The 24,463-nt window shown below is 71.4% G+C and carries 24 protein-coding genes and 3 tRNA genes; 3 read left to right on the forward strand and 24 right to left on the reverse strand.

The window, feature by feature from the left end; genetic code table 11:
• Nucleotides 1–26 precede the first annotated feature (26 nt).
• From ACQ5BE_RS05415 to ACQ5BE_RS05475, 13 genes are all read right to left on the reverse strand, one after another.
• Nucleotides 27–1,211: an acyl-CoA dehydrogenase family protein gene (locus tag ACQ5BE_RS05415; RefSeq protein ID WP_430295945.1), complete on the reverse strand. Its 1,185-nt coding sequence runs from the start codon at nt 1,209–1,211 to the stop codon at nt 27–29.
• Nucleotides 1,212–1,333: 122 nt separating this feature from the next.
• A tRNA-Ile gene (locus ACQ5BE_RS05420) sits at nt 1,334–1,407 on the reverse strand.
• 80 nt (nt 1,408–1,487) lie between these two features.
• Complete coding sequence (locus ACQ5BE_RS05425; RefSeq protein WP_430296277.1) at nt 1,488–2,714, reverse strand: glycosyltransferase; 1,227 nt, start codon at nt 2,712–2,714, stop codon at nt 1,488–1,490.
• 68 nt (nt 2,715–2,782) lie between these two features.
• The gene (locus tag ACQ5BE_RS05430) at nt 2,783–3,718 is read right to left on the reverse strand and encodes a DMT family transporter (protein WP_430295946.1); all 936 of its coding nucleotides are present in this window, start codon (nt 3,716–3,718) and stop codon (nt 2,783–2,785) included.
• On the reverse strand, nt 3,718–4,359 hold the full coding sequence (locus ACQ5BE_RS05435) for a CDP-alcohol phosphatidyltransferase family protein (protein ID WP_430295947.1): 642 nt from the start codon (nt 4,357–4,359) through the stop codon (nt 3,718–3,720). Before ACQ5BE_RS05435 ends, ACQ5BE_RS05430 begins: the two co-directional genes overlap by 1 nt.
• A gap of 31 nt (nt 4,360–4,390) precedes the next feature.
• Entirely contained in the window at nt 4,391–5,236 is an 846-nt protein-coding gene (locus ACQ5BE_RS05440) for a phage holin family protein (protein ID WP_430296279.1), read from the reverse strand.
• Nucleotides 5,237–5,406: 170 nt separating this feature from the next.
• Nucleotides 5,407–5,817 carry a hypothetical protein gene (locus ACQ5BE_RS05445; protein WP_344299724.1) on the reverse strand — a complete coding sequence of 137 codons (411 nt, stop codon included), beginning with the start codon at nt 5,815–5,817 and terminating at the stop codon, nt 5,407–5,409.
• Nucleotides 5,818–5,890: 73 nt separating this feature from the next.
• Nucleotides 5,891–5,963 (reverse strand) — tRNA-Asn (locus ACQ5BE_RS05450).
• Between the two features lie 13 nt (nt 5,964–5,976).
• Nucleotides 5,977–6,049, reverse strand: a tRNA-Asn gene (locus tag ACQ5BE_RS05455).
• 53 nt (nt 6,050–6,102) lie between these two features.
• Entirely contained in the window at nt 6,103–8,001 is a 1,899-nt protein-coding gene (gene dnaG, locus ACQ5BE_RS05460) for a DNA primase (protein ID WP_430295948.1), read from the reverse strand.
• 13 nt (nt 8,002–8,014) lie between these two features.
• The gene (locus tag ACQ5BE_RS05465) at nt 8,015–9,298 is read right to left on the reverse strand and encodes a deoxyguanosinetriphosphate triphosphohydrolase (protein ID WP_208712140.1); all 1,284 of its coding nucleotides are present in this window, start codon (nt 9,296–9,298) and stop codon (nt 8,015–8,017) included.
• A complete protein-coding gene (gene dusB / locus ACQ5BE_RS05470) occupies nt 9,291–10,442 on the reverse strand; it encodes a tRNA dihydrouridine synthase DusB (protein ID WP_430296280.1) in 1,152 nt (383 codons plus the stop codon). The genes ACQ5BE_RS05465 and dusB overlap by 8 nt, the downstream gene beginning before the upstream one ends.
• A gap of 141 nt (nt 10,443–10,583) precedes the next feature.
• The gene (locus ACQ5BE_RS05475) at nt 10,584–11,630 is read right to left on the reverse strand and encodes a hypothetical protein (RefSeq protein WP_430295950.1); all 1,047 of its coding nucleotides are present in this window, start codon (nt 11,628–11,630) and stop codon (nt 10,584–10,586) included.
• Between the two features lie 256 nt (nt 11,631–11,886).
• On the opposite strand from ACQ5BE_RS05475, the gene ACQ5BE_RS05480 reads away from it, so the two are divergent.
• Nucleotides 11,887–12,726 (forward strand): lysophospholipid acyltransferase family protein, encoded by an 840-nt coding sequence (locus ACQ5BE_RS05480; RefSeq protein ID WP_430295951.1) that lies wholly within the window; start codon nt 11,887–11,889, stop codon nt 12,724–12,726.
• A 9-nt stretch (nt 12,727–12,735) separates the two neighbouring features.
• On the opposite strand, the gene ACQ5BE_RS05485 is transcribed toward ACQ5BE_RS05480, so the two are convergent.
• The 4 genes from ACQ5BE_RS05485 to ACQ5BE_RS05500 all read right to left on the reverse strand — a co-directional run bounded on the left by ACQ5BE_RS05485 (nt 12,736) and on the right by ACQ5BE_RS05500 (nt 17,875).
• Nucleotides 12,736–14,247 carry a YibE/F family protein gene (locus tag ACQ5BE_RS05485; RefSeq protein WP_430296282.1) on the reverse strand — a complete coding sequence of 504 codons (1,512 nt, stop codon included), beginning with the start codon at nt 14,245–14,247 and terminating at the stop codon, nt 12,736–12,738.
• 113 nt (nt 14,248–14,360) lie between these two features.
• The gene (locus ACQ5BE_RS05490) at nt 14,361–15,389 is read right to left on the reverse strand and encodes a GNAT family N-acetyltransferase (RefSeq protein WP_430295953.1); all 1,029 of its coding nucleotides are present in this window, start codon (nt 15,387–15,389) and stop codon (nt 14,361–14,363) included.
• A gap of 4 nt (nt 15,390–15,393) precedes the next feature.
• On the reverse strand, nt 15,394–16,779 hold the full coding sequence (locus ACQ5BE_RS05495) for a glycine--tRNA ligase (RefSeq protein ID WP_413250498.1): 1,386 nt from the start codon (nt 16,777–16,779) through the stop codon (nt 15,394–15,396).
• Between the two features lie 115 nt (nt 16,780–16,894).
• A complete protein-coding gene (locus tag ACQ5BE_RS05500; protein ID WP_430295954.1) occupies nt 16,895–17,875 on the reverse strand; it encodes a DMT family transporter in 981 nt (326 codons plus the stop codon).
• Nucleotides 17,876–17,914: 39 nt separating this feature from the next.
• Between ACQ5BE_RS05500 and ACQ5BE_RS05505 the strand changes: the two genes are divergently transcribed.
• A complete protein-coding gene (locus ACQ5BE_RS05505; protein ID WP_430295955.1) occupies nt 17,915–18,175 on the forward strand; it encodes an RNA-binding S4 domain-containing protein in 261 nt (86 codons plus the stop codon).
• Between the two features lie 102 nt (nt 18,176–18,277).
• Here the strand turns inward: ACQ5BE_RS05505 and ACQ5BE_RS05510 are convergent, their stop codons facing one another.
• Nucleotides 18,278–18,979: an alpha/beta hydrolase gene (locus ACQ5BE_RS05510; RefSeq protein ID WP_430295956.1), complete on the reverse strand. Its 702-nt coding sequence runs from the start codon at nt 18,977–18,979 to the stop codon at nt 18,278–18,280.
• An 83-nt stretch (nt 18,980–19,062) separates the two neighbouring features.
• On the opposite strand from ACQ5BE_RS05510, the gene ACQ5BE_RS05515 reads away from it, so the two are divergent.
• A complete protein-coding gene (locus tag ACQ5BE_RS05515; protein ID WP_430295957.1) occupies nt 19,063–19,926 on the forward strand; it encodes an SGNH/GDSL hydrolase family protein in 864 nt (287 codons plus the stop codon).
• 12 nt (nt 19,927–19,938) lie between these two features.
• Here ACQ5BE_RS05515 and ACQ5BE_RS05520 read toward each other — a convergent pair whose 3' ends face one another.
• The 6 genes from ACQ5BE_RS05520 to metX all read right to left on the reverse strand — a co-directional run bounded on the left by ACQ5BE_RS05520 (nt 19,939) and on the right by metX (nt 24,461).
• The gene (locus tag ACQ5BE_RS05520) at nt 19,939–20,166 is read right to left on the reverse strand and encodes a ferredoxin (RefSeq protein WP_344299710.1); all 228 of its coding nucleotides are present in this window, start codon (nt 20,164–20,166) and stop codon (nt 19,939–19,941) included.
• Nucleotides 20,163–21,377: an NADH-ubiquinone oxidoreductase-F iron-sulfur binding region domain-containing protein gene (locus ACQ5BE_RS05525; RefSeq protein ID WP_430295959.1), complete on the reverse strand. Its 1,215-nt coding sequence runs from the start codon at nt 21,375–21,377 to the stop codon at nt 20,163–20,165. The genes ACQ5BE_RS05520 and ACQ5BE_RS05525 overlap by 4 nt, the downstream gene beginning before the upstream one ends.
• Nucleotides 21,378–21,383: 6 nt before the next feature.
• Nucleotides 21,384–21,938 (reverse strand): ferric reductase-like transmembrane domain-containing protein, encoded by a 555-nt coding sequence (locus tag ACQ5BE_RS05530; RefSeq protein ID WP_430295960.1) that lies wholly within the window; start codon nt 21,936–21,938, stop codon nt 21,384–21,386.
• Nucleotides 21,935–22,861 carry an FAD:protein FMN transferase gene (locus ACQ5BE_RS05535; RefSeq protein WP_430295962.1) on the reverse strand — a complete coding sequence of 309 codons (927 nt, stop codon included), beginning with the start codon at nt 22,859–22,861 and terminating at the stop codon, nt 21,935–21,937. Before ACQ5BE_RS05535 ends, ACQ5BE_RS05530 begins: the two co-directional genes overlap by 4 nt.
• Before the next feature lies 1 nt (nt 22,862).
• On the reverse strand, nt 22,863–23,198 hold the full coding sequence (locus ACQ5BE_RS05540) for a hypothetical protein (RefSeq protein WP_430295964.1): 336 nt from the start codon (nt 23,196–23,198) through the stop codon (nt 22,863–22,865).
• A gap of 90 nt (nt 23,199–23,288) precedes the next feature.
• Complete coding sequence (metX, locus tag ACQ5BE_RS05545) at nt 23,289–24,461, reverse strand: homoserine O-acetyltransferase MetX (protein ID WP_430296284.1); 1,173 nt, start codon at nt 24,459–24,461, stop codon at nt 23,289–23,291.
• Between the last annotated feature and the right edge of the window lie 2 nt (nt 24,462–24,463).

Genomic DNA, 24,463 nt, shown 5'->3' on the forward strand with positions numbered 1-24,463 from the left:
CTGCTGGCGGAAGGCTCCGCCAGGCCTCACACGATGGCGGAGTGGCCGGTGATGGCCCGTCCCGCGACCAGCGTGTTCACCTCGTGCGTGCCCTCGTAGGAGTAGATCGCCTCGGCGTCGGCGAAGACCTTGGCCATCTCATAGTCGGTGACGATGCCGTTCCCGCCGAGGAGCCCGCGCCCCAGGGCCACCGACTCGCGCATGCGTGAAGTCGTGAACGCCTTCGCCAGAGCCGACTGCTCGTCCCGGGCCTGGCCGGCCTCCTCAAGCTGGGCGAGGCGAACCATCATGCCTAGTGAGGCCACGGTGTTGCCGAGGATCGTGACCAGCTGGTCCTGCACCAGCTGGAAGGAGGCGAGGGGGCGACCGAACTGCTCGCGGGCGAGCGTGTAGCGGCGGGCCACGTCGAAGGCCGCCATCTGGAGGCCGACTGCCTGCCAGGCCACGGCGAGCCGCGTGACCTTGAGGACCTTGTTGACGTCCCTGAAGCTGTTGGCATGTGCGAGCCGGAAGTCGGCGGGGACGCGGACGTCCTCGAGTGCGATATCTGCGTTCTGGACGGTGCGGAGGGCGATCTTGTTCTCGATCCGGGTGGCGCTGAATCCCGGCAGGGTCGTGTCGACGAGGAAGCCCTTGACCTCATGGTCCGCCTCGTCGCGGGCGAACAGCACGACCCAGTCGGCGAAGGTTGCGTTTCCGATCCACCGCTTCGCGCCGTTGAGGACCCAGACATCGCCCTCGCGCCGCGCCGTGGTGCGGATGCCGCGGGCGACGTCCGAGCCGCCGAGCGGCTCGGTGAGCCCGAAGGCGCCGATCTTCTCGAGCGAGTATGCGTCGGGCAGCCATTCCGCCTGCTGCTCGGCGGACGCGAGGAGCTCGAGCGTGCCGGTGAAGAGGCCGTCGTGGACTCCCATGAAGGTGGCGATGGAGGCATCTGCGCGCGTGAACTCCGCATGCGTGAGGCCTGCGAGGAGCTGGGAGTGGCCCTGTCGGCGGATCGGGCTCACGACATCGAGCTCGGCGATCTTCGGGACGATGTCGTGGGGAAACTCGGCTCGGTTCCAGCAGTCGACGGCGATGGGACGGATCTCTCGGCCGAGCCACTCCCGCACCTCGTGCAGCCGGTCGCGCTCCTTCTGCGACAGGAGGGCCTCGAACGAGTAGAAGTCGCCGTCCGCATAGGGCAGGGAAGCAGGGCCGGTGTGCGCCACGAGATCCTCCAGGGGGCTACCACGAGTAGTTACTGATCAGTAACTTATCCTCGATTCCCCCTCGCTGACAACCCGGAAGACGCAGAAGGGGCTCGGAACGCTGGGTTCCGAGCCCCTCGAGGTAGGGCGTGTGGGACTTGAACCCACGACCAAGGGATTATGAGTCCCCTGCTCTAACCGGCTGAGCTAACGCCCCCCGTCCCGTCAGGGACTTCTCCATCCTAGTGCCCCGGCGGGCACCTCTGCGGAGCAGCGCGGGCGGGATGGAGACTCGGTTCAGCCGAGGTCCTCCGCCGTGTCGGCCCCGCGGTAGAGCGCTTCGAATGTGTCCATGGTGGCCTTGATGCCGTGCTTCTGGACCATCCGGTGGCTCTCCGCTCCCATCCGGCGAAGGTCCTCGGCAGGCTGGGCAAGCACGGCGGTGAGCTTCTCCGCCAGATCGTCACTGTCGTTCGGGCGGAAGAGGTAGCCATTCACGCCGTCCTCGACCAGGTGCGGGAGCGCCATGGCATCCGCGAGGACCACCGGCGTCGACGCGCTCATCGCCTCCAGCGTCACGAGCGACTGGAGCTCGGCCGTCCCGGGCATGCAGAAGACGTCTGCCCTGAGGTAGGCGAGCCGAAGCTCGTCGTCGGGCGCGAGGCCCAGGAACCTGACGCGGGAGCGGACGCCGAGTCGATCCACAAGCTGCTCGAGAGCCGGGCGCACCTCTCCCCCGCCGACGATCTCGAGGTGGACGTCCAGTTCGGCGGGGGTCTTCGCGATGGCCTGGATCAGCACGTCGACGTGCTTCTCCTCGGCGAGCCGGCCGGCGAAGAGGACCGTGGGGTAGGGGTTCTTCTCCACGGTCTCGCCCGGTCTGGGCTCGTAGGCGGAGACGTCGATCCCGTTTGAGAGGGGCATCACCTCGCGCAGGAATGCATGGTCGCGCATGGCCTTAGCGGCCAGCGGAGTCGGTGTCGTGACGACATCCGCCTGCCCCATGACCTTGCCCATGTCCTTCCAGGAGATGCGCCCCACGATGTTCAGGAACCACTGGGGGAAGGGCAGGAACGGGTTCAGGTTCTCGGGCATGAAGTGGTTCGTCGCAATGACACGGATCCCGCGCTTGACCGCCTCGTAGAGGACGTGTTCGCCGATCATGTAGTGGCTCTGGATGTGGACGACATCGGGCTGCACGTGGTCGAACAGGAGGGAGATCTCCTTCTTGACCTCCCAGGGGAAGACGATCCGGAAATACTCGTGCGTGGGCACTGAGTGGGAGCGGAGCCTGTGCACCACTGCCTCGGGGCGGGTCTCGGTGAAGCTCCTGCCCTTCTCCGCGCGGACCGCCACCACGTGCACGTTGTGGCCGCGCGCCGTCATGCCCTTCGCGAGCCGGTAGCCGAACTGGGCGGCCCCGTTGACGTGCGGCGGATAGGTGTCTGCGCCGATGAGGATCGTCAGGGGCCTGGTGCCGTTGCTTCGGGGGTTCTGTGTCGGTTCCGTCTCGGGGTCAGGCATCGTCACGATGGTCTCCTGGTCGGGCGGTCCGGCGGTTCCGGTCCGCGTGCCCGGCGGCACGCTGGACATCAGCCGCCGGTGTGGGATCGCGCCTCCGGCCCGCCGCCCCCACGGAGCTCGCGCGCGGCGTCCTTCCTCCGCTTCGCGACCTCCGGGTGGTGCCGGGACAGGGCAATGACCCCCACGATAGCAACGACGGCGGCGGCAGCCATGGCCACGGCCAGCACGGCGGGGACATCGGGTCGCAGCTCACCGAGGATCGTGATGCCGATCGCGATGCCGACGATGGGGTCCACCACCGTCAGCCCCGCAATCACGAGATCGGGCGGACCCGACGAGTACGCGCTCTGGACGAACCACGACCCGAGGCCGCCCGCGGCGACGATGGCGAGGACGGAGTACCACTGGACGTTCAGCAGGAACTGCCCGTTCGGGTCCAGGAGGTCGCGGCCGATGATCCGGGTGAGCACCGCGACGAAGCCGAAGAGGACTCCCGCGCCGATGATGTACACGAACGCGCTCATGCGGTGCCGGAACATGGCCGCGAGGGTGCCGAAGATGCCGACGGCGAGGGCGAGGAGGAGCACGATCGCCAGTTCCTCATCCGGTTCCACATTGTGGTTCTCGACCGTGGCGTTGACTGCGAGGAGCACGAAGAGCGCGGACCCGGTCACGCAGGACGAAATCGCGACGACGGTGGGCCGGTTGAGCGTGATGCCCTGGTCCTTGGAGTTCACGACCGTGGTGATCACGAGGGCGATCGCCCCGATCGGCTGGACGACGGTGAGCGGCGCGGAGACGAGGGCGATCATGTTGCACACCATTCCCGTCGCCAGGAGCAGCAGGCCGAAGATCCATCGCGGGTTGCGGACCAGCCTGAGGGCACTGCGGGAGCTGAGTGCGAGGCCGCCCATGTCGGCCTTCACGGCACTGCCCTGGCGTTGGGCACCGAATGCGAGGAAGAACGCGCCCAGGACGGCGAGGAAGACGGCGAGCCACACCATCAGTGGCCCGCCTCGCCGTCGCGGTCCTCAAGACGTCCCGTGCGGACGGGGCGCCCCTTCCGGACGATGGCGCGGAAGTAGTTCACCGCCGCGATCCAGTGCCCCACCAGCCCGAGCGCCAGGAGGACCCACGCGATCACGGCATACGCCGCTGCGCCGGGAATGGCGAGCTTGGACAGGACCAGCAGCGGTGTACCCGCGAGCAGCAGGGCGGTACGGACCTTGCCCACCCGGGAGACGGGGAGGTCGGGGTGGCTGCGGAAGTAGAACAGCGACGAGATGCCCAGCACAAGGTCCGGGACGAGCAGCGCGGCCAGGTACCACCACAGGACGACGCCGGCGAGCACCAGCGTCACCGCCACCGCGATCAGCGCGAGGCGGTCGGCAGCGGGGTCCAGCACGCGGCCCAGCTTGGAGGTCTGGTCGAATCGTCGGGCGACATAGCCATCGACCCAGTCGGTGCTGCCCATGACGGCGAGCACGACGACCGCCCAGCCGTACTCCTTCTGGGCCAGGACAAGCCACATGAACAGCGGAACGCCCAGGAAGCGGACCACCGTGAGCACGTTGGGGACGGTCACGACCCGGTCGTGGTCGATCTGCTCCTGGCCGGGCCTGGCACCCGCCCCGAAGATCCTCATCATGCCGAGTGCGCCACAGGACCTGGGCCGGTCAGCTCTTCACCAGCTTGCGCAGGAACACGACGAAGGCGGTGGTCGAGACGGCGAACACGGTGAGCGGTGCCCAGCGCTCCCTGATCAGCTCTGCGGCATCGGACCCCTTCGACCCGAAGGCCTTCGGCTTCGCGGAGAGGCCGCTCGCCGTCGTCCGCCCGGAGGGGCCTGAGGCGAAGCGGGCCCTGACGTCCTCGGCGAGGTGCCCGGCCTGGCGCTTGACGTCGAACTCCTTGACGAGGTCCTCCCTGACATCCAGGAGGTGCGCGCGGCGCTTGTCGAGGCGGTCTCGCAGCTCGGTTTCCGTGGGCGGCGGGAGGTGCACCTTGCCGTGGGCCCGATCCTGGGCGTCCTTCTCGGCCTTGGCGCGAGCCTTCTCGGCCTCCTTCGTGGCCTGGGCCCTCTTGTACTGGATCGTCGTCGGGTCGAGGAGCCGCGGGTCGAAGGTGCGCCCCTCCGTCACAATCCCGACGTCGTAGCGCAGCCCGCGGATCGCGTCCTCGGGCATCAGCGGCATGGCCTTCTTGACGTTCCCGAAGCCGATAAGCGCCGCGATCGCGAGGATGACAAGGAACGCAGCGCCGACGAGCAGAGCTGCAAGCCATCCGGGCATGATGGTGGCGAGCCCGAGGATCGCCGCGACGACGAGCGCGATGACCAGCAGGCCGAGGAAGACGAGGGCCACGACGAACAGCGCGGCGCCGATGCCGGCGTTGACGCCCTTCTTCTTCAGCTCGATCCGGGCGAGCGCGATCTCGTCGCTGAGCTGCCGCGGCGCAAGGCGGGCCGCGAGCCCGACGAGATCCGGCAGTGCGGCGAGCCGCGGCCGCCGGTCCACGGGCATACTGTGGCGTCCACTCATCGTCGGGCCCCTTCCTGTCGGTCCGGAACGCGTGAGGCGCAATCCTCGACCAAACTATCATCTGGGCCCCCAGAGGCGGGGGCGAAGGGCCCATTCGCCACGGCCGGGCGTTTCACCCTGCCCGGCGCCGGATGCCGCGGTCCGAGGACTCGTCAGCCGAGCGCACCGAACGTCGCCTCGACCTGGAGGAACTGCTCGGCGGCCTCCACCGCGCCCGTGAAGGCGTCGGCGTCGGTCGTCGAGCCACGCGGCCCGCGGGGCATCCACTCGTGGCGGGCGGTCTCGACGGTCTGGAAGCCCTCACGGGGCGGCGCGTAGTAGATCGCGAACCGCTGCACGGGCCAAGCAGCCGGAGACGCCGGTGCCACGAGCACCGCGGAACGGAGGCCGTAGTTGATCCACTGGGCGATGGGCCGGCGGTGGTCCCGCACGAGCATTCCGTCGGCGAAGGAGTTGGCCGCCGCCTCCCCGTGGACCGCCTCGTACCTGGACCGCCAGATGGTCAGCAGCGGTCCGTCGTAGCGGGTCCATCCGGGCGGAAGGGGTCGCGACGGCGCGGACATAGCTTCATCATAAATGCCGAAGGCCCCGCCGTGGCGGGGCCTCCGGCCTTCCGGTGCGCGACCGGGAGGCAAGCTCCCCCGACTGGACTCGAACCAGTAACCCTTCGATTAACAGTCGAATGCTCTGCCAATTGAGCTACGGGGGAATGGCTGCAATTGCTCCCCCGACTGGACTCGAACCAGTAACCCTTCGATTAACAGTCGAATGCTCTGCCAATTGAGCTACGGGGGATTGCAGCGGGATCTACCCTAGCAGGGCTGTGCCGCTGAGGCGAAATCGGCGCCTCAGTCCCGGGAACGGAGCGCGCGGCGGCGCAGCTCGAGTTCCATGAGCCTCCTGTTGAGCTGCTGGAACTCCTCAGGTGAGGCGGCGGCGTCGAGCCTCTGGAGGCGTCCCATCAGCTCGGCCTTCTGCGCGGTGATCTGCAGCTCGGCGAGCCCGGCGAGGATGTCCCGGCAGTAGCGCTCGAGCGACTCCTCGGTGGTCGCCGGCAGGGGCGTCACGGCGAGCTCGGCCAGGAGTGGGCGCAGCCCCTCGGGCAGCTCGTGGCGGACCCGTTCTATCCACGCCGAGACCGCCTCCTGCTCCCCCTGTCTGCCGGCGGCGGCGATGGCGGAATGCAGGGCGGCGTGGGCCGGTGCCACGAACCGGGCCGCCGCGAACTCGTCCCACGCGGCCGCGTCGAGCATGGCCGGCTGCTGGAGGACAACCTCGAGCGCCTGGCGTTCCATGACGGCCACGGGGTCGCGGGGATCCGGCCGCCACGCCGCGGGCGACGGCGTCGCCTCGCCGGGAGGCGCCCCCTGTGCCGGGCGGCGGCCCGCCTCGGGACCGGGGCCCCCGTGCGGTTCGGACGATGGCCGGCGTGCCGCGGAGGCCACCGCGCGCGTCACGTCGTCGAGCGGCACCCCGATCCACTTGGCCAGCTCCCGGGCATAGGCGGGCCGGATGGCGTGGTCGCGGATGCGGGCAACGACCGGCGCCGCCTCGCGCAGAGCGGCGACACGGCCCTCGACGGTCTCGAGATTGTGGCGGCGGAGCGAAGCCTGGATGGCGAACTCGAAGAGCGGACGGCGGCTCTCGATGAGCTGCTGGACGGCGGCGTCCCCCCGGTGCTGGCGGAGGTCGCACGGGTCCATGCCGTGCGGTTCGACGGCCACATAGGTCTGGGCGACGAAGCGCTGGTCCTCGTCGAAGGCCTTCAGAGCAGCCTTCTGGCCGGCCTCGTCACCGTCGAAGGTGAAGATGACCTCCCCTCCGGTGCCGTCATCGGTCAGGAGCCGGCGCGCGATCTTGATGTGCTCGGTCCCGAAGGCCGTTCCGCAGGACGCGACGGCGGTGTCCACGCCCGCAAGGTGGCACGCCATGACGTCGGTGTAGCCCTCTACGACGACAAACTGGCGCTTCCTGGCGATGTTCCGCTTGGCCATGTCGATCCCGTACAGCACCTGGGACTTCTTGTAGAGCGCCGTCTCCGGGGTGTTGAGGTACTTCGGGCCCTGGTCGTCCTCGAACAGCCTCCGCGCTCCGAAGCCGATCACGTCTCCGGCGATGTCCCGGATCGGCCAGATGAGGCGCCCCCGGAAGCGGTCGTACAGGCCCCGCGAGCCCTCGGAGAACATTCCAGTGAGCTTGAGCTCCTCGTCGCGGAAGCCCTTCGTGCGCAGGTGCTTGAGCAGGCTGTCCCATCCCTGGGGGGCGAAGCCGACCCCGAACTGCTCCGCGACGTCCCGCTCGAAGCCGCGCTCGAAGAGGAACTGCCGCGCCGCGGCCGCACCCGGGGTCAGGAGCTGGGCCTGGAAGTACTCGGCGGCGACCTTGTGCGCGTCGAGCAGCCGCTGCCGCCGGCCGACCTCTTCCCGCCGCGGCCCGGCACCGTCCTCGTAGTGGAGCTCGTAGCCGATCCTTGCGGCGAGCTTCTCGACGGTCTCCGCGAACGCGGTGTGGTCCATCTTCATGACGAAGCTGATGACGTCGCCGCTCTCGCCGCAGCCGAAGCAGTGGTACGTGCCGACCTGGGGACGCACATGGAAGGACGGCGTCCGCTCGTCGTGGAACGGGCACAGGCCCTTCCACGACCCGATCCCTGCGCTCCTGAGGGTCACGTATCCCTCGGCGACCTCCCTGATGTCCGTGCGCGAGCGGACTTCCGCGATGTCCTCGGGTTTGATCAGGCCTGCCACTGGACCACCTTAGTCACCAGAGGCTCGGAAGGCTGCCCACCAGCCGCTCGTACCAGGCGAGGGCCGACCCATCGGTGAGCGAGGCCACCTGGTCCACGATGACGCGGAGCCGTGCGGCGTCGTCGTCCGCCGCCCTCCAGTCGGCCGCGAACATCGGCTCCAGATGCCGGTCGCCCGAGGCGCTCAGCGCGGTGACGAGGGCGTGGAGGACCTCGCGCTGGCGCTCGTAGATGGGCTGGCGGTGGTCCGTGGTCATCACGAACGTCGTCGCGAGGCCCTTCATCACCGCGATCTCCTGGACCGTCTCCTGGGGCACCATGACCTCGCCCGCGTACCTCGTGAGCGGAGCCTCGCCGTAGGCTGCGCGCGTGAGCGACAGGGCGCTGTCGCAGAAGCGCCCGATGAGCTGGCTCGTCATGTTCTTGAGCGCCGCCATCGAACGGCGGGACCCGTCGGCCTCACGCACCCACACCGGTGTGGACTCGAGCCTGGCGAGGGCGGCGTCGATCTCGGCGGGGTCGCTGTGCGGGAGGTACCACTGCTGGGTGTAGCCGATGACACGCGCCCGGTGGTCGGGGTTCTCCATCCACCGCAGCTGGAACTTGCCGGCGACGATGGCGTCCTCGACATCGTGCACCGAGTAGGCGATGTCATCGGAGAGGTCCATGACCTGGGCCTCGATGCATGACCTGCCGGACGGGGCACCCTCGCGGACCCAGGCGAAGATCCTGAGGTCGTCCTCGTAGGCGCCGAACTTGCTCGTCCGATGCCCGTGGATGATCGGCGCGTCCACCGCCGTCCACGGGTACTTGCAGGCGGCGTCGAGGCTGGCCCGCGTGAGATTGAGCCCTGCGGGCCGGCCTTCGGCATCGAGGACCTTGGGCTCCAGCCGCGTCAGGAGCCGGAGTGTCTGCGCGTTGCCCTCGAAGCCGCCGATGGCGTGGGCGATGTCGTTGAGGGCGCTCTCGCCGTTGTGGCCGAAGGGCGGGTGCCCGAGGTCGTGGCTCAGGCACGCGGCGTCGACCACGTCCGGGTCGCATCCCAGGACCCGTCCCAGTTCGCGGCCCACCTGCGCAACCTCGAGGGAGTGCGTGAGCCGGGTGCGGACGAAGTCGTCGGTGTCCGGGGCGACGACCTGCGTCTTGGCACCGAGCCGGCGGAGCGCAGAGGAGTGGAGGACCCGCGCGCGGTCCCGCTCGAAGTCGCTCCGGTAGCCCTTCTTCGGGGGCTCGACGACCCAGCGGGTGGAGTCCTGGACCGAATAGCCGCGCGTGTCCTCAGCTACTGTCTCAGCCACCGGACACGTCCAGTTCTGCCGCGGCGATCTCACGGGTCTGCGTGTCGTCCATGGTGCGGCTCTCGAGCCATCTGTGGGGCAGCGCCGGGCGCTTGGGCGACCCAGCGCGGCCCCGCGGGCCCTCGGCGTCAGGGCCCGGGTAGGGGGTCTCGGGGTCAAGGCTGTCGAGCAGTCCACGCAGCTCGTCCAGAGTGTTGACCTGGGCGAGCCGGGCCCGCAGCTCTCCTCCGACCGCGTAGCCCTTGAAGTACCACGCGACATGCTTGCGGATGTCCCGCAGCGCCTTGCCCTCGTCCTCGAAGTACTCGACGAGGAGCTGCGCGTGCCGGTAGAAGGCCTCCCCCACGTCTGCCAGCCCCGGCCGGATACGCTCGGCACGTCCTTCGAAGGCGGCCTGGAGGTCACCGAAGAGCCACGGCCTGCCCTGGCACCCGCGCCCGACGACGACGCCGTCCACTCCCGTCTCGTGGACCATTCGGACGGCGTCCTCGGCGCTCCAGATGTCCCCGTTGCCAAGGACCGGGATGTCCGGAAGCGCCTCGCGCAGGCGCGCAATGGCGCTCCAGTCCGCTGTCCCGGAGTAGAACTGGGCCGCCGTCCGGCCGTGGAGGGCCACGGCGGCAACGCCGGCGTCCCGGGCAATCTTCCCGGCCTCGATGTAGGTCAGGTGGTCGTCGTCGATGCCCTTGCGCATCTTGATGGTGAGGGGGACCCCTCCCCGATTCGCCTCGCGCACGGCGGTCTGGACGATCTGGGTGAAGAGGTCCGTCTTCCAGGGCAGCGCGGACCCGCCGCCGCGCTTGGTGACCTTGGGCACCGGACAGCCGAAGTTGAGGTCGATGTGGTCTGCCCGGTCCTCGTCCACGAGCATCCGGACCGCCTGCCCCACCGTGACCGGATCCACCCCGTACAGCTGCACCGAGCGCACCTGCTCGTCGCCGTCGTGCTTGATGATGCGCAGCGACTCCGGGTGCCTCTCGACGAGGGCACGCGAGGTGACCATCTCGGACACGTACAGGCCGCCGCCGTACTCGCGGCACAGCCGCCGGAAGGCGGTATTGGTGATACCGGCCATCGGCGCGAGCACGACCGGGGTGTCGATCGTCAGCCTGCCGAGACTCAGGGGCGGCAGCTCGAGGCGCACCGGCTCGGCGTCCTGGCCGGACCCCCGACGGGCCTGGTCTGGGCCCGCAGGGGCGGAGGGAAGGGCGGTTGGCACTGCAGTCACCCGTCTATTGTGTCAAAGCGGGGCAAATTCCAGCGGCGCGCCGCCCTGAGGCCGCCATCATGCGACCTCCCAGTAGTCGCCGTCGGGTCCAGCGACAGCCCTCATCACGCTCGCGGGAAGCGTCAGTGCCAGGGCACCGTCCTCGTTCGAGGTCGCCGCCTGGACCTGTTCGCCGGGACGCCACCAGTACAGGTGGCCGCTCAGGGGCGCGATCTCCTCCTTCCCGAGGATCGCGTTGAGGCCGAGCATCCCTTCGAGTCCCTCGACCGTCGTTTCCTCGTCCACGAGGTGGAGGGTGATCATCCGCAGTGCCGGAACCCCGAAGAAGACGCCGAGCCTGCCCGGCTCAAGGCCCAGCTCGACCATGAGCCGGTCGGGATAGGCGAGCCAGGAGGCCATGCGCGGATGGTCGCCCTCGAGGTGGAGAACCGTGACGCCGTCCTTGGCGTAGGCCTGGACCTCATCGAAGCCCGCGGAGAAGAGATTCGCCTCGGCAGCTTCCCACGCTGCCTCGAGGCCGCCGGCCTTGGCCAGATGGACGTCGGCGAGCAGGAGGGACGTCTCCTCCCTGCGGAAGGCGAGGAGGAGCGGGAGCCCGGCGATCTTGCGCGCGTACGTGTAGTCCTCCCCCAGTACCTCGTCAGGGATCCGTCCAGGGGCCGAGAACCTCGGGAACAGCCGCTCCCGCAGGGCCTTCCCGGCGTAGCCGAGTCCACTTCCGGGCCGGCCGCCTCCGGCCTGCGCCGCCTCGAGGGCGCCCCCGACGAGCTGTCCCACGATGCTGCTCGCCACTTCGCCCCACACCTCCTCGGGCACGCGCGCTGCGGCACGCGCGATGGAGGTCAGCCCCAGCTGGGCTCCGGATCCGCGGAAGGGACCTCCGGTGACGGCCAGATGGCTCCCGAAGTCACGCGCCCGCAGGCCCCGCGCCCGGACCGCCTCGGCACAGTGTCCCCTGAGCAGGTCGGCCTGCCGGCCAGTGAATCCGGGGATGAACCGGTCCGGCCCCGAGAGGTCCTCGCCCGCGACGGATTGGACCGTCTCCGAGGCCGACGTCCTCATGGCGTCTGCCCGCTCTGCCCGGTTCCGCTGTGCCTTGCCCATGCCGGTTCCCCTTCGCTCTGCTGGGCGCCGTGCCGGCGCCTCGCCATTGACGCTATGCAGCGATCCGCCGGCGGGCAGCACCTCGGGCCCCTATGTGGACAACGCCAAGGAACACCGAGGAACACAGCCCAGGCTTCCTCCGAACGTCTGGCTGTGGAGGACCAATCGGCAACCTGTGAAGGCCACCCTCGCAGGCGCCCGTGCAGGACCACGGCGCCCGCGGCCCGCACCAGCGGGGGCGGCCTACGCTTGCCCCATGAGCAGCTCCGCAGGCGTTGGCGCAGGTCTTGGAGTACGCGCCGCCCGGCGCGGGAACCTCTGGCTCTACGACACCGCCCGGCGTGTGGCCGGCTGGCTTGTCCGTGCCCTCCGACTCCGGATCATCCCCACGGGGCTCTCTGAGGTGCCCCAAGGGCAGGTGGTCCTCGCCGTCACCCACTTCGGCTACGGCGACTTCGTGCCGGTTGCCCTCGCCTGGTGGGCGGACAGGCACGACCGGCTGCGCTTCCTGGTCGGGCCACGGCCGTACCGGAGCCGGCTGCTCGGCGCTGCGATCACCGCCTGCGGCGGCGTGGCCGTGCTGGGCGGGGCCGACCACGCGAGCCTGTCCGCGGCGATGCGCGCCCTCGACGCCGGCTGGAGCATCGCCCTCTTCCCCGAGGCGGGCGTGAGCAGGAGCTTCACGGTGCGCCGCTGCCACACCGGTGCGGTCCGCATGGCCCTCGCCACGGGCGTTCCCCTCATCCCCGTCGGGGTATGGGGCGGACACCGCATCACGACGCGCGGCCACGGCCCGCGGAACCGGACGCACCGCGGCTCGGTCCGCGACGCCTGGATGGCACCCGTCCGCGTGCACTTCGGTCCACCGGTCGCCTTCGGCGAGGGCGAGCCGCCCGAACAGTCGGCCCGACGGCTGCAGCGGGCCCTCCAGGAGGCGGTCGACGTCGCGGCCGGGGACTTCCCGCTCGGGCGCCCCCGAGGTGCATGGTGGGTCGCTGCCAAGGACGGGGGCGGGGCGCCCACCGAGGCCGAGAGGGACATCTGGGACGCCTTCGACGCTTCGCACGGCCTGCGGCCGGACCGCGACAAGATGTGAGGGCCTGCGTCAGCGGCCGCGGCGAGACCTCCGGGTCGGGTACTCCCCTGCGCCGCCGTCCTGCGCGACTCCATCAGCATCGGCCCCATCAGCATCGGCCCGGGCGCCTGCCCCGACTCCGGAGGTGCCGGCGGCTGTGGCAATGCCGGTGGCGACTGCGGGAGCGCCGCCGTCGTCCGGACTGGAAGCCGAGCCCGCCTCGCCGCGGCGCGTGCCCGCCGTCGTGCGCGGTGAGCGGCCGGCGGCGAGGCGATCCGTCTCCTCGCCCGCGAGCCGGGCCGCCTCGGACGGCCGGCCCTCGAACCGGGAGGCGCCTGTGGCCTTGACGACGGCGACCGCGACGGCGGTGGTCATCGGGATCGCGAGCACGAGGCCCACGGAGCCGACGAGGGTGCGCACGACTTCCTCGGCGAGCTCCGAGCTCGTGATGGCCTCGAGGAAGGGCCGGTCGTAGAGCGAGACGATGATGAGCAGGGGCAGGGCGGCCCCGGCGTAGGCGAACGCGATCGTGTACACGGTCGAGGCGATGTGGTCCCGCCCGATCCTCAGGGCCGAGGTGAACAGCTTGCGGGCTGGGGTGTGCGGAGCGAGCTCGTAGAGCTCCCACACCGCCGAGGACTGGGTGATCGTGACGTCGTTGAGCGCTCCGAGTCCCGAGATGATGAGCCCACAGAGGATGATCCCCGAGATCGAGATGTTCCCGCCGACGTTGACCAGGCTCGCCGCGTCGTGGCTCCCCACACCGGTGAGGTAGGCGGCGTCGGTCGACCAGGCCGCGAGCAGGGCAGTCACGCCGAGGCCGAAGATCGTCCCCAGCAGCGCCGTCGAGGTGCGTGCCGAAAGCCCGTGCGCGAAGTACAGGACGCCCATCATGATGACCGTCGACCCCACGAGGGCCAGCAGGAGCGGAGGCTTCCCCTCGACGAGCCCGGGGAGGACGAAGGCGACCAGCACTGCGTACGCGCCCCCGAGACCGAGCAGGGCGCGCAGGCCCCGCCAGCGGGCGACGGCCACGACCACGACGGCGTACAGCGCCGCGAGGAGCAGGATCGGGACCGTCCGGACGAAGTCCGTGAAGACGTAGGCCGGAGCGCCGCTCGCCTGCTGGGCCGCGCCACCCTGGCCCGAGCTGCCCTGGGTCTGGGGCTGGATGCGCGAGAGGTTGAGGTACCGGATCCGGTCCCCGGGCTTGACCCCGTGCGACTTCACGATGTCCGGGTTGAGTGCCACGCGCACCTCGGCCCCGCCGGCGTCAGGCTGGGTCGACGCGAAGCTGCACGTGCTCGCTGACGTCCCGGAGGAGGCAGGGGACGACGACGCGCCCGGGCAGGCCTCGGACGTCACCGTCCTGACCGTGCCCGTGTCCATCGTGACGCCCTGCGCGACGGAGTAGGGGTTGGAGAGCTGGAGCCCCGAACGGTCACCCGAGGGCCAGAGCGAGACCATCCCGACGAGGGTGAGGAGGCCGAGGGGGACGAGGACCGCCGCCAGGATCCACGTGGCGCGCCGGCGGGCCGCCACCGCGGCCGGGCCGGCGGGCGGGCCTCCATGGCTGTGCCCGTGTCCGGCGGAACCGTGCCCGGCGGAACCGTGCCCGGCGGAACCGTGCCCGGCCCCGTGTCCCGCGCCCACGCTCAGTCCCCGACGGTCAGCGTGTCCGCGCCGACCTGTTCAGCGGCGCCGGCAGCGAGCAGCGGCTCGACGGTCGCGCGGAGCGCCACCATCGAATCGTCCAGCTCGAGGCTCACGGGGTGCTGGTACGCGATGAGCGCCAGAAGACCGCGGACGGCGTCCCGGGCGTCCTCCGCGTCGAGCCGGACCTCATGGCCGAGGAGCACCTCGCTCGGGTCGTCCGCCGCGGCGCCTCCCGGCGCGGCATAGCTGACGGCGAACGCGCGCAGGCGCCCCTTCCGCTTCGACGGGGCGACGGCGGAGCCGAAAGCGCTCTCCGCCGGAGCGCGCAGCACGACGGCGCCGTGGGCGCCGGCCGCCTCCGAGAGGAAGAGCTGCTGGGCGCGCCCGACGCTGATCGGCGCAGGCGGGTCCCAGCCGTTGATCTCGGTGTAGTAGCGCGCCACGGCGTCCGAGAGCTCGACCGAGCCGGTCGCGAGGTCCTCGACGAGCGGGGAATCGCCGGAGTCCTCGCCGTCACCGAAGACCGGCAGCTTGAGCGAGCCAGGCCGCACCACCACGTGGCGCGACCGCTGCAGAGTGCTGAACCCGCGCGCTGCGGCGAAGTCCGCCCCCGGCGTGCCGACCGTCACCCGTGAGCGCAGGGCCGCGACGCCCGACGGCGAGGCTTCCGCCGCCTCGCGCAGCTGGCGCAGCAGCTCTGTGCCGACGCCCTGCCGGCGGTGGTCCCGCGCCACCTCGACGTACGCCCAGTGCCGCTGGGGATGCAGCGCGGAGGCGTACACGACGCCCGCGGCAACCGGGATTCCCTGGTCCTCTGCCACGACGCAGCGCCGCCACGCCCCCGGTGCCGAGCCGGCGCCGTCGTGCGCGCCCCCCTCACCGGCGGCGGCACCCTGCTGGACGACGTCGGAATCTGGACCGAAGGCGCCGCGGAACTGCTCCGCGGCGGCGCCCTCGGCGTCGCCCCAGAGCTGCAGGAGGACGTGGTCGTCTCCGTCGCGCCAGGCGCGGTACGTCAGCTGGGCCACGGGCTCAGTTCTTCTCGAGGCGCTCGAAGAGGTACCCGGCCACCTTGTCGAGGGAGACGCGGTCCTGGCCCATCGTGTCGCGCTCGCGGATGGTCACGGCCTGGTCCTCGAGGGTGTCGAAGTCCACCGTGATGCAGAACGGCGTGCCGATCTCGTCCTGGCGGCGGTAGCGGCGGCCGATGGCGCCGGCGTCGTCGAACTCGATGTTCCAGTGCTTGCGCAGCTGGGCGGCGAGGTCGCGGGCCTTGGGCGAGAGGTCCTCGTTGCGGCTCAGCGGCAGCACCGCGGCCTTGACCGGCGCGAGGCGCGGGTCGAGACGCAGCACGGTGCGCTTGTCGACGCCGCCCTTGGTGTTGGGGGCCTCGTCCTCGGTGTACGCGTCCACGAGGAACGCCATCATGGAGCGCGTGAGGCCGAACGAGGGCTCGATCACGTAGGGGATGTAGCGCTCGTTCGTCGCCTGGTTGAAGTAGGCGAGCTCGTGGCCCGAGGCCTTCGAGTGGCTGCCCAGGTCGTAGTCGGTGCGGTTGGCGATGCCCATGAGCTCGCCCCACTCGTTGCCCTGGAAGCCGAAGCGGTACTCGATGTCGATCGTGCCCGCGGAGTAGTGGGCGCGCTCGTCCTCCGGGACGTCGAAGCGGCGCATGTTCTCCGGGCTGATGCCCAGGTCCACGAACCAGTTCCAGCACTCCTCGACCCAGTGCTTGAACCACTCGTCGGCCTCGCCGGGCGCCGTGAAGTACTCGATCTCCATCTGCTCGAACTCGCGGGTGCGGAAGATGAAGTTGCCGGGGGTGATCTCGTTGCGGAACGCCTTGCCGATCTGGCCGATGCCGAAGGGCGGCTTCTTCCGGCTCGTGGTGACCACGTTGTTGAAGTTCACGAAGATGCCCTGCGCCGTCTCGGGACGCATGTAGTGCAGGCCCTCGGCGTTGTCCACCGGACCGAGGAAGGTCTTGAGCAGGCCCGAGAACATCTGCGGCTCGGTCCACTTGCCCGTGGTCCCGCAGTTCGGGCAGACGATGGAGTCCATGCCGCCCTCAGGCGCGCGGCCCTTCTTCGCCTCGTACGCCTCGATGAGGTGGTCCTGGCGGAAGCGGTGGTGGCACTGGAGGCACTCGACGAGGGGGTCGGTGAACGTGGCGACGTGGCCCGACGCCTCCCACACCTGCTTGGGCAGGATCACGGAGGAGTCGAGGCCCACCATGTCCTCGCGGCCGCGGACGAACGTCTGCCACCACTGCTCCTTGATGTTCTCCTTGAGCTCGACGCCGAGCGGGCCGTAGTCCCAGGCCGAGCGGGAGCCTCCGTAGATCTCACCCGCCTGGAAGACGAATCCGCGGCGCTTGGCCAGGGAGACGATCGAGTCCAGTGGGGTCTTCGGTGCCAAAGGGGTTCCTCCGTACTTCTCAGGCCGCTGGGTGCGGTCCGGCGGTGTGCACCAGTGAGTCAGGCGCACAGACGAGCGTGCAGTGACAAGCCTACCGGCGCACGACGCCGGCCGGTCACCTCGTGCGGATCATGCGCCGGTTCCACGGCAGGGTCGCCAGGACCATCGCGACGAGGGTCGCCACGGTGCCGACGACGGTGGGGAGCGCGACGACGGTGCCCGGCGCGGGCGCGAACGCGTCGAGCGCGAGGGAGCCGAGCAGCTGGCCGGCGATCATCCCGAGGCCCGTCAGGAGCACTCCGAGGCGACGGACGAGCACGGTGGCGACGGCGATGAACACGATGCCGAGGGGGCCGCCCGTGTAGTACCACCAGTCCCCCGGGAAGTCGGCGGGAAGGGGCCTGCCGGGACCCGCCACGGCGACCTTGACGGCCCACGCGACCGCGAGCCCGACGATGCCCGAGACGAAGTTCATGAGCGTGGCCGCGAGGAGGCTGCTGTAGGCCACCGCGCTGGCCCCGTTCATGGCGGACTGGAAGCTCTGCGCGAACCCTGCCGCGAAGGGCAGGACCACGAGGGCGGTCAGCGCGGCAAGGTCCTGCGCTGCTCCGAACTTCGGTGCCACGGCATAGGCCACCGAGGCGAGGGTGAGGACGGTCGCGAAGACGCGCATGCCCGTGAGCGGACGCTGCCGCCCCTGCGCGAAGCCCACGCGGTCCACGAGGAGGCCGCTCATGGTCTGCCCCGTGACGGCGGCAATGGTGAAGACCGCGATCCCGAGGACGCCGACGGTGACAGCCTGCGCGACGACGAAGAGTGCCCCGCACAGGCCCGCCCCGAGGTACCACCACGGAATCGTGCCCGACCGCACGGCCGACCCGATGCCCCGCACCCCTGCACGGCCTGCGGGCAGGACCGCCGCCAGGACCGCGAGGACCACGAGCCCGGTGCCGAAGCTGGTCAGCGCCGCGGCGATGCCATCGCCGAGTCGCGCGCCGAGTGCCCCGTTGATGCGGCCCTGCGCGGGAATGGCGACGCCGGCCGCCACGGCCGCGGCGAGGCCGAGCGGGAGGGGAAAGGGTCGGGGCGCGGTCACTGGAGACAGCCTAGGGGCTGCACGGCCTACAGTTGCACCATGTCCCCCAGCGAACCGCGCAGCATGCCCGCCCCCGACGACGGCCTCGACACGGTCGAGATCCGCGAGGGGACGATCCGCCTCGGGCAGGTCCTCAAGCTCGCCTCTCTGGTCGAGGACGGGGTCGAGGCCACAGAGCTGATCCGCAACGGGCTCGTCAAGGTCAACGGGGAGATTGAGGAGCGCCGAGGGCGCCAGCTCGGCGCCGGGGACGTGGTCGAGGTCAATGGCGCGCGGGTGCGGCTCGTGTCGCGACGCTGACCGCTCGGGCGGCCGCGCGGCGTCGTGCGTACCCGAGACGCTCAGGGGCGCGATTTCGCGTACCCGAGACGGTCAGGGGCGCGGTTTCGCGTACCCGAGACGTCAGGGCTTGAGGACGGCCTGCTCGAGGAACTCCTTGACGTGGGCGATCTCGGGCCCGCTGACGCTGTGGCCGATGCCGGGGTAGGTGATCTTGGTCAGCGCGACGTGGCCGCGCACCCAGCCCATCGTGTACTCGACCTTGTCGGCCGTGATGACGGGATCGGCCTGGTCGCGGCCCCAGAACAGGGGCACCGTGCCGGTGAGCTCGGCGTCGCGGAAGTAGGAGTAGTCCGCTGCCCCAGCGGCGGCGGGGTCCACGGCGAAGCCGGAGAGGCCCACGACGGCGGCGAAGTCCGCCGGGCGCCGGCGCAGGAGGGAGGTGGCCATGGCCATGCCCATCGAGAATCCGAGGAGGGTCACGGAGGAGTGCTGGGAGCGGACCTCGTCGAGCCATGCGAGGGCGTACTCGACTGCGGCCTCGACGGAGTCCATCGTGAAGTCCCGGGCGGCCATGAGGGGGAACCACTGGTAGGCGCCCGGCGCGAGCGTCTGGGGAGCTCGCAGCGCGGCGACCGTGAAGTCCTCGGGAAGGTAGCCCGCGAGCCCCATGAGGTCGGCCTCGTTCGAGCCGTACCCGTGGAACATCACGATGAGCGGCGTGCCGGCACGCTCGGCCTCGGGCCGGCTCCACAGGATCTGGTGGTCGGGGTAGTCGGCGGGGTAGCCCGCGGGACGCTGGGCATCGGCAACGGCATCAGTCATGGGTCCATTCTTGCACATAGTTGAACTGTCAACTAAATGTCGGCCGTCTTGGACTCCGCGCTCGCCCGGCGCACAATGTACCCGTGAGTACGATCTCTGACCGGCTCTCCCCGGGCGTCGAGGACGGACCCGACGGCTACCACCACCCGTGGCACCGCTACGTTGCCCTCGGCGACTCCTTCACGGAGGGAATCGGCGACCCCGACCAGAACAATCCCGGACGCCACCGCGGCTGGGCCGACCGGCTCGCGGAGGAGCTCTCCCACGGCGCCCCCGACTTCGCCTACGCCAACCTGGCGATCCGCGGGCGGCTCCTGGGACGCATCCTCGACGAGCAGCTCGAGCCTGCGCTCGAGCTGCGGCCGGACCTGGTCTCGCTCTCCGCCGGCGGCAACGACCTCCTCAGGCCCGGCAGCGACCCGGACGCCCTCGCGCTCAGGCTCGACGGCGCCGTGGGCCGCCTGGCGGACTCCGGTGCGACGGTGCTCCTGTTCAACGGACCGGACATCGGCTCGACGCCCGTGCTCTCGGCGATCCGCGGCAAGGTCGCGATCTACAACGAGAACCTGCGGGTCATCGCCGCGCGCCACGATGCCGTCATCGCCGACATGTGGGCGCTGCGCAAGCTCTCCGATCCGCGCATGTGGGACAGCGACCGGCTCCACTTCTCCCCGCTGGGCCACCACACGATTGCGATCATGGCCCTCGAGGCCCTCAATGTGAGGCACAGCCTCGAACCGATGGAGCCCCGCCCGATGCCCGCGCGCAGCTGGCGCGCGGCCCGCAGCGAGGACCTCGTGTGGGCGCGCGAGTACTTCGTCCCGTGGGTTGTCCGCCGGCTCCGGCACAAGTCGAGCGGCGACGGCATCCTGGCCAAGCGCCCGACGGCGCAGCCCGTCTTCGGCGCGGGCGCTCCCCTCGGGTCCGGGGAGGCCAGCGCCAGCTGAGGCACGCGCGGGTCAGTCCCGTCCGGCCGACCGCAGCCTCAGGGCCTGCACCGGGCACAGTGCGACGGCGTCCTGCGCCGCCCCGGCGAGCCCGGAGGGAACCGGCACGTCCCGGCCGCCGCGTCCGAGCGGGTAGCCCCAGTCGTCGCGGACGAGGAGTTCGGGCAGCAGCTCGGTGCACAGGCCGCGCCCGTCGCACCGCGTGAAGTCGATGTGCAGCGCGAGGCGTTCCCGGCTCACGGCCGCCACCCCCGGGTGCCCGTGCAGTCCCCGTTCAGATGGGCACGCACCTCCTGCCGGAACACCTTCAGCGTGCTGCGGACGAACCCGGCCGTCGCGTCGGGGTGGTGGCACGCTCCCCTGCCCGTGACAAGGCCCGCCAGTCGCTCGGCCTCGGCCGCGAGCCAGGGGCTCCGCTCCCCGCCGGCGATCCGTTCGAGGACGGCCGCCATGGCGGGCAGCCCAAACGTGCACGGCCCGCACTGGCGGGCCGAGCCGTCGGCAAGGTAGCGGGCGATCGGTGCGGCCGCCGCCAGGCCGCAGCGCCCCGCGCCGAGGGCGAGGAGCACCCCGGCGCCGGGCCGCGCGCCGTAGTCCGCGAGGCCCGCGGCGCTCGCGCGCCGGTCCAGGGCCTTCGCCGGCACCCAGGCGCCGTGGAAGCCTCCGACGAGGACGGCGCCCAGGGAAGCCGGGTCGGCGCCGGTGCCGAAGAGGATGTCGCGGAGCGGTGTGCCGCCGGAAACCTCCGCGACGCGAGGCGTCGGCACGTCCCCCGAGACGCTGACGAGACGGGTGCCCGGATCGTCGTCGGTCCCTGCGGTGCGGAACCAGTCGGCGCCGTACCGGGCCACGAGGGCGAGCTGGGCGAGCGTCTCGACGTTGTGCACGAGGGTCGGCAGTCCCCGGTACCCCGCGGTGGTCAGGCGCGTCGCGCTGTCCCGCGGCAGGGCAACCCCCGTCTCGAGCGCCGAGACGACCGCGCTGGCCTCGCCGGAGACGAACGTTCCCGGCGATTCGACGAGCGAGATGCGCCGTCCGTCGCGGCGTTCGGCCAGGGCGGCGGCCACGCCCGCGAGCGATGCCGCGGGCGCGTAGACGAAGAGCTGCGACGCGTTCAGCGCCTCGGCCGCTGTGAGGAGACCGTCGAGGACGAGGTGGGGCGCCCCGGTCAGGAGCGCGGCGTCCTTGCGGCTCAGCGGCTCGCCCTCGGCGCCGTTGGCCACGACGACGGCGCGGCGCGCTCCGAGGGAGGACAGCTTGCGCCAGGCGGGGAATCCGGCGCCTCCGCGCCCGGCGAGACCCGATGCCTCGAGCTCCGCGAGCAGCGCCTCGCGGGTCCAGCCGGTCCTCCGCGGCCCGTAGGCCGCCTCATGGGCTGCCAGATCCGGGCCGGCGGACGCGAAGAGCCGTCCGGTGCCCAGGGCCGGCAGTCCGAGAGCCGTCTCAGTCATGGACGCTCACACCCGCCCGAACGGTGCGGCGGCAGTCTCCGCGAATCCCGCGCTGAGGCGCCAGAGCACGGCGGATGCCGCGGCCCCGGCGCAGGCCCACGCGTAGGCCTGGAACCACAGCGACCCCGCGTCCGTCCCCGAGCCCAGCGCGTGGGCGAACGCGATCGGCCAGAGGGCGTAGGCAGCCCAGTGGATGGCCCGGAAGGCCCGCTGCCCGAGCCGGTGGCGCAGCAGTCCCGTCACCACGAGGGCCACCACGAGGTCGAAGGCCGTCGTGCCGAGTCCCACCCAGAACGGGTTCCAGCCCGCCAGGAAGGGCACGACGGCGTCGCCCAGGCCGAGCTTCGCGTGCGGGTCGAGCATGAGGGTGCCAACGTGCAGCACCAGGAACGTGACGGCGGTCAGGGCGGTGCTGCGGTGGACGAGCGCCACAGAGAAGCGCGGAAGCCCGGCGAGCTGACGCCCCGAGCGGCTCACGATGCCCAGGACGAGCACGGCGGTGAGCAGCGCGAGGGAGACGATCCCGCTCGCCCGGCCGAAGGCCCACAGGATCTCGTTCATCGCCGGGCCCCTGCCGCGAGGGCCGGCCGGTGGTCCGTGGAGTCGGCGGGCCAGCCGTTGAGCTCCACCACGTGGCCGTCGGCCCGCACGAGGCGCGCGGGGTATCCCAGGCCGCGGAGCCATGCCACAGCACCAGTCCCGCGCACGACGGCGGCGGTGCTCGCCGTGTTCGCGCTGACGCAGTCGGGGGCCGCCACCGTGACGCTGCGCCAGGCCTCCGGGGCCGGGAGGGCCGTCCAGGGGTCGAGGATGTGGTGCGCCTCGAGCGTTCCCGAGCGCCGCCGTCGCTTCTGCGTGCTCGACGTCGCGATCGCCCAGCCGCCGGCCACGCTCACCTGGCATGCGGGGTCGGCGGGGAGGTCCTGCACGAGCACCTCCCACGCGGCGTCGCCGGCCGTGGCGAGGTCCCCGCCGAGGGAGACGAGGACGGATGTGCCGAAGCGGGCGTGCACTTCCGCCGCCGCCCGGTCGGCCGCCGCCGCCTTCGCCGTGGCGCCGAGGTCGAGGCGGACGCCCGGCGGGATGGCGAGCACGTCGGCGTCGAGCGTGACCTGCCGCCAGCTCTCCGCAGGGAGCGGGCGGCTGGACACCGTCGGGCCGGGCGCCGGGGGCGCGTCCTCCGGCAGCGGCCCGAAGCCCAGGTCGATCAGCTCGCGGCCCAGTGTCGGGACGACGGCGCCCCCGGACCGGTCAGCGGCGTCGAGCGCGGTGCGGATCAGGCCCGCCAGCAGCGGGGTCACCGCCCCTCCCCCGGCCCTCTGCACCCGGCTGAGCTCCGAGTCGGGGCGGAAGCTGCTGGCGGCCTGGTCGACCCGGCCCAGGAACTCCTGGGCGTGGGCGAGGGCGGGGCCGAGAGCGGCGGGGTCCGTGACGGCCAGACGGCACGCACAGGTGAACGCCTCGAAGTCCGCGACAGCTGCCACGTCAGGACCCCATGGAATGGCCGACGGCGCCGCCGCCGCGCGAGGGGCGGAGCCCCTGCTGGGACTGCTGGCTTCCGGAGCTGGAGCTCGAGCCCGGCGACCGGTGGCTCTGGGTTCCCGGGCCCGAATGCTCCTGGGGCCCCTCCTCCGAGTACCCGCCGGACCCGGTCCCGTCGTCCGAACCGGTCGTGCTCCCCACGGTCGTCGATGCTGCCTGCGCCGCCGGAATGTACACGGCTGCCGCGACGGCGCCCGCGGCGACGGCACTTGCCGCGCCGACCGCCACGGCCGTCAGGCGCGCCCGCCGCCGTCCCGTCTCACGGATGCTCTCACCCATCGCGTCCTCCTCTGGTCTGGTTCCAGCATGGACGCGCGAGTTATGCCTTCAAAGGGAGAAAGCTGTGTGCAGGCTGTGCTTTCGCACCGGTCAGAGCGTGAAGACCTTCCGCCGCAGCTCGCCGCCGAGCTGGCCGATCTCGGTGAGGAACCCGTCGTGGCCGATCTTGGCATCGATCGAATGCACGGGGACCTCGCCGGGCAGGGCGCGCGCGAGCTCGTCGCTCTGCTCGGGGAAGTAGAGCCGGTCCGAGTTGACGGAGGCGAGGAAGAACTCCGCCTTCGTCTTCGCGAGTGCCCTCACGAGGCCGCCGCGGCCGCGGCCCACGTCGTGGCTCATGAGCGCCTCCGTGATGGCGATGTAGCTGTTGGCGTCGAAGCGGTTCACGAGCTTGGCGGCCTGGTGGTCGAGGTAGCTCTCCACCTGGTAGCGGCCGCGCCCAGCGGCGTGGCCGGGGGCCTCGATCGGGTTCTCGGCGCCCTGGCCGCGGCGGCCGAAGCGGAAGTTCAGCTCAGGCTCGGAGCGATACGAGATGTGGGCGATCCGGCGCGCCAGCCCGAGCCCGGCCACGGGAGTCGGCCCGCCATAGTAGTCGCCGCCGTTGAAGTGGGGGTCCTGCCGGATGGCGAGGACCTGCGCCTGCGCGAGGGCGATCTGCTCGGCGGTCGAGTAGGCGCCGATGGCGACGACGACGCAGTGCCGCACCCGCTCCGGGTACGTGGCCGCCCACTCGAGCGCCCTGGCGCCTCCCATGGACCCGCCGAGGACGGCGTGCCAGGCGCGGACGCCCAGCCGGTCCGCGAGCCGGGCCTCGGCGCGGACCGAATCGCGGATGGTCACGAACGGGAACCGCGAGCCCCACGGCACGCCCTCCGGGTCGAGGCTGCTCGGCCCGGTCGAGCCGTAGCATCCGCCGAGCATGTTGGCCGCGACCACGAAGTACTTCTCGGTGTCCACCGGCTTCCCGGGGCCGACGAGGGCCTCCCACCAGCCCGGCTCGTCGCCCTCGCCCCGGGCCACGTGCGTGTCCCCGGTGAGCGCGTGCTGGATGAGGACCGCGTTGGTCCCGTCGGCGTTGAGCGTTCCCCACGTCTCGTAGGCCAGCTCGACCTCGGGGAGGGCGCCGCCCGCCTCGAGCTGGAGGGCACCCACAGCGGTGGTGCGCACGACGCCGTCCTGTCTGGTCCCGCTCGCAGGCGCCGCCGTCGTGCGCTCGCTGCTCCCGCCGGGGGCGGCGCCGTCGATGGCCGACCGGTCGAGGATCG

Origin of the sequence: Sinomonas sp. B1-1 (genome assembly GCF_050474465.1) — a bacterium.
Lineage (GTDB): Bacteria > Actinomycetota > Actinomycetes > Actinomycetales > Micrococcaceae > Sinomonas > Sinomonas flava.

Coding starts and splice junctions, on each gene's coding strand:
- ACQ5BE_RS05425 (WP_430296277.1), bottom strand. CDS start 2,714: ATGCCTGACCCCGAGACGGAACCGACACAGAACCCCCGAAGCAACGGC.
- ACQ5BE_RS05430 (WP_430295946.1), bottom strand. CDS start 3,718: ATGGTGTGGCTCGCCGTCTTCCTCGCCGTCCTGGGCGCGTTCTTCCTC.
- ACQ5BE_RS05435 (WP_430295947.1), bottom strand. CDS start 4,359: ATGAGGATCTTCGGGGCGGGTGCCAGGCCCGGCCAGGAGCAGATCGAC.
- ACQ5BE_RS05440 (WP_430296279.1), bottom strand. CDS start 5,236: ATGCCCGTGGACCGGCGGCCGCGGCTCGCCGCACTGCCGGATCTCGTC.
- ACQ5BE_RS05445 (WP_344299724.1), bottom strand. CDS start 5,817: ATGTCCGCGCCGTCGCGACCCCTTCCGCCCGGATGGACCCGCTACGAC.
- ACQ5BE_RS05475 (WP_430295950.1), bottom strand. CDS start 11,630: ATGGGCAAGGCACAGCGGAACCGGGCAGAGCGGGCAGACGCCATGAGG.
- ACQ5BE_RS05480 (WP_430295951.1), top strand. CDS start 11,887: ATGAGCAGCTCCGCAGGCGTTGGCGCAGGTCTTGGAGTACGCGCCGCC.
- ACQ5BE_RS05505 (WP_430295955.1), top strand. CDS start 17,915: ATGTCCCCCAGCGAACCGCGCAGCATGCCCGCCCCCGACGACGGCCTC.
- ACQ5BE_RS05510 (WP_430295956.1), bottom strand. CDS start 18,979: ATGACTGATGCCGTTGCCGATGCCCAGCGTCCCGCGGGCTACCCCGCC.
- ACQ5BE_RS05525 (WP_430295959.1), bottom strand. CDS start 21,377: ATGACTGAGACGGCTCTCGGACTGCCGGCCCTGGGCACCGGACGGCTC.
- ACQ5BE_RS05530 (WP_430295960.1), bottom strand. CDS start 21,938: ATGAACGAGATCCTGTGGGCCTTCGGCCGGGCGAGCGGGATCGTCTCC.
- ACQ5BE_RS05540 (WP_430295964.1), bottom strand. CDS start 23,198: ATGGGTGAGAGCATCCGTGAGACGGGACGGCGGCGGGCGCGCCTGACG.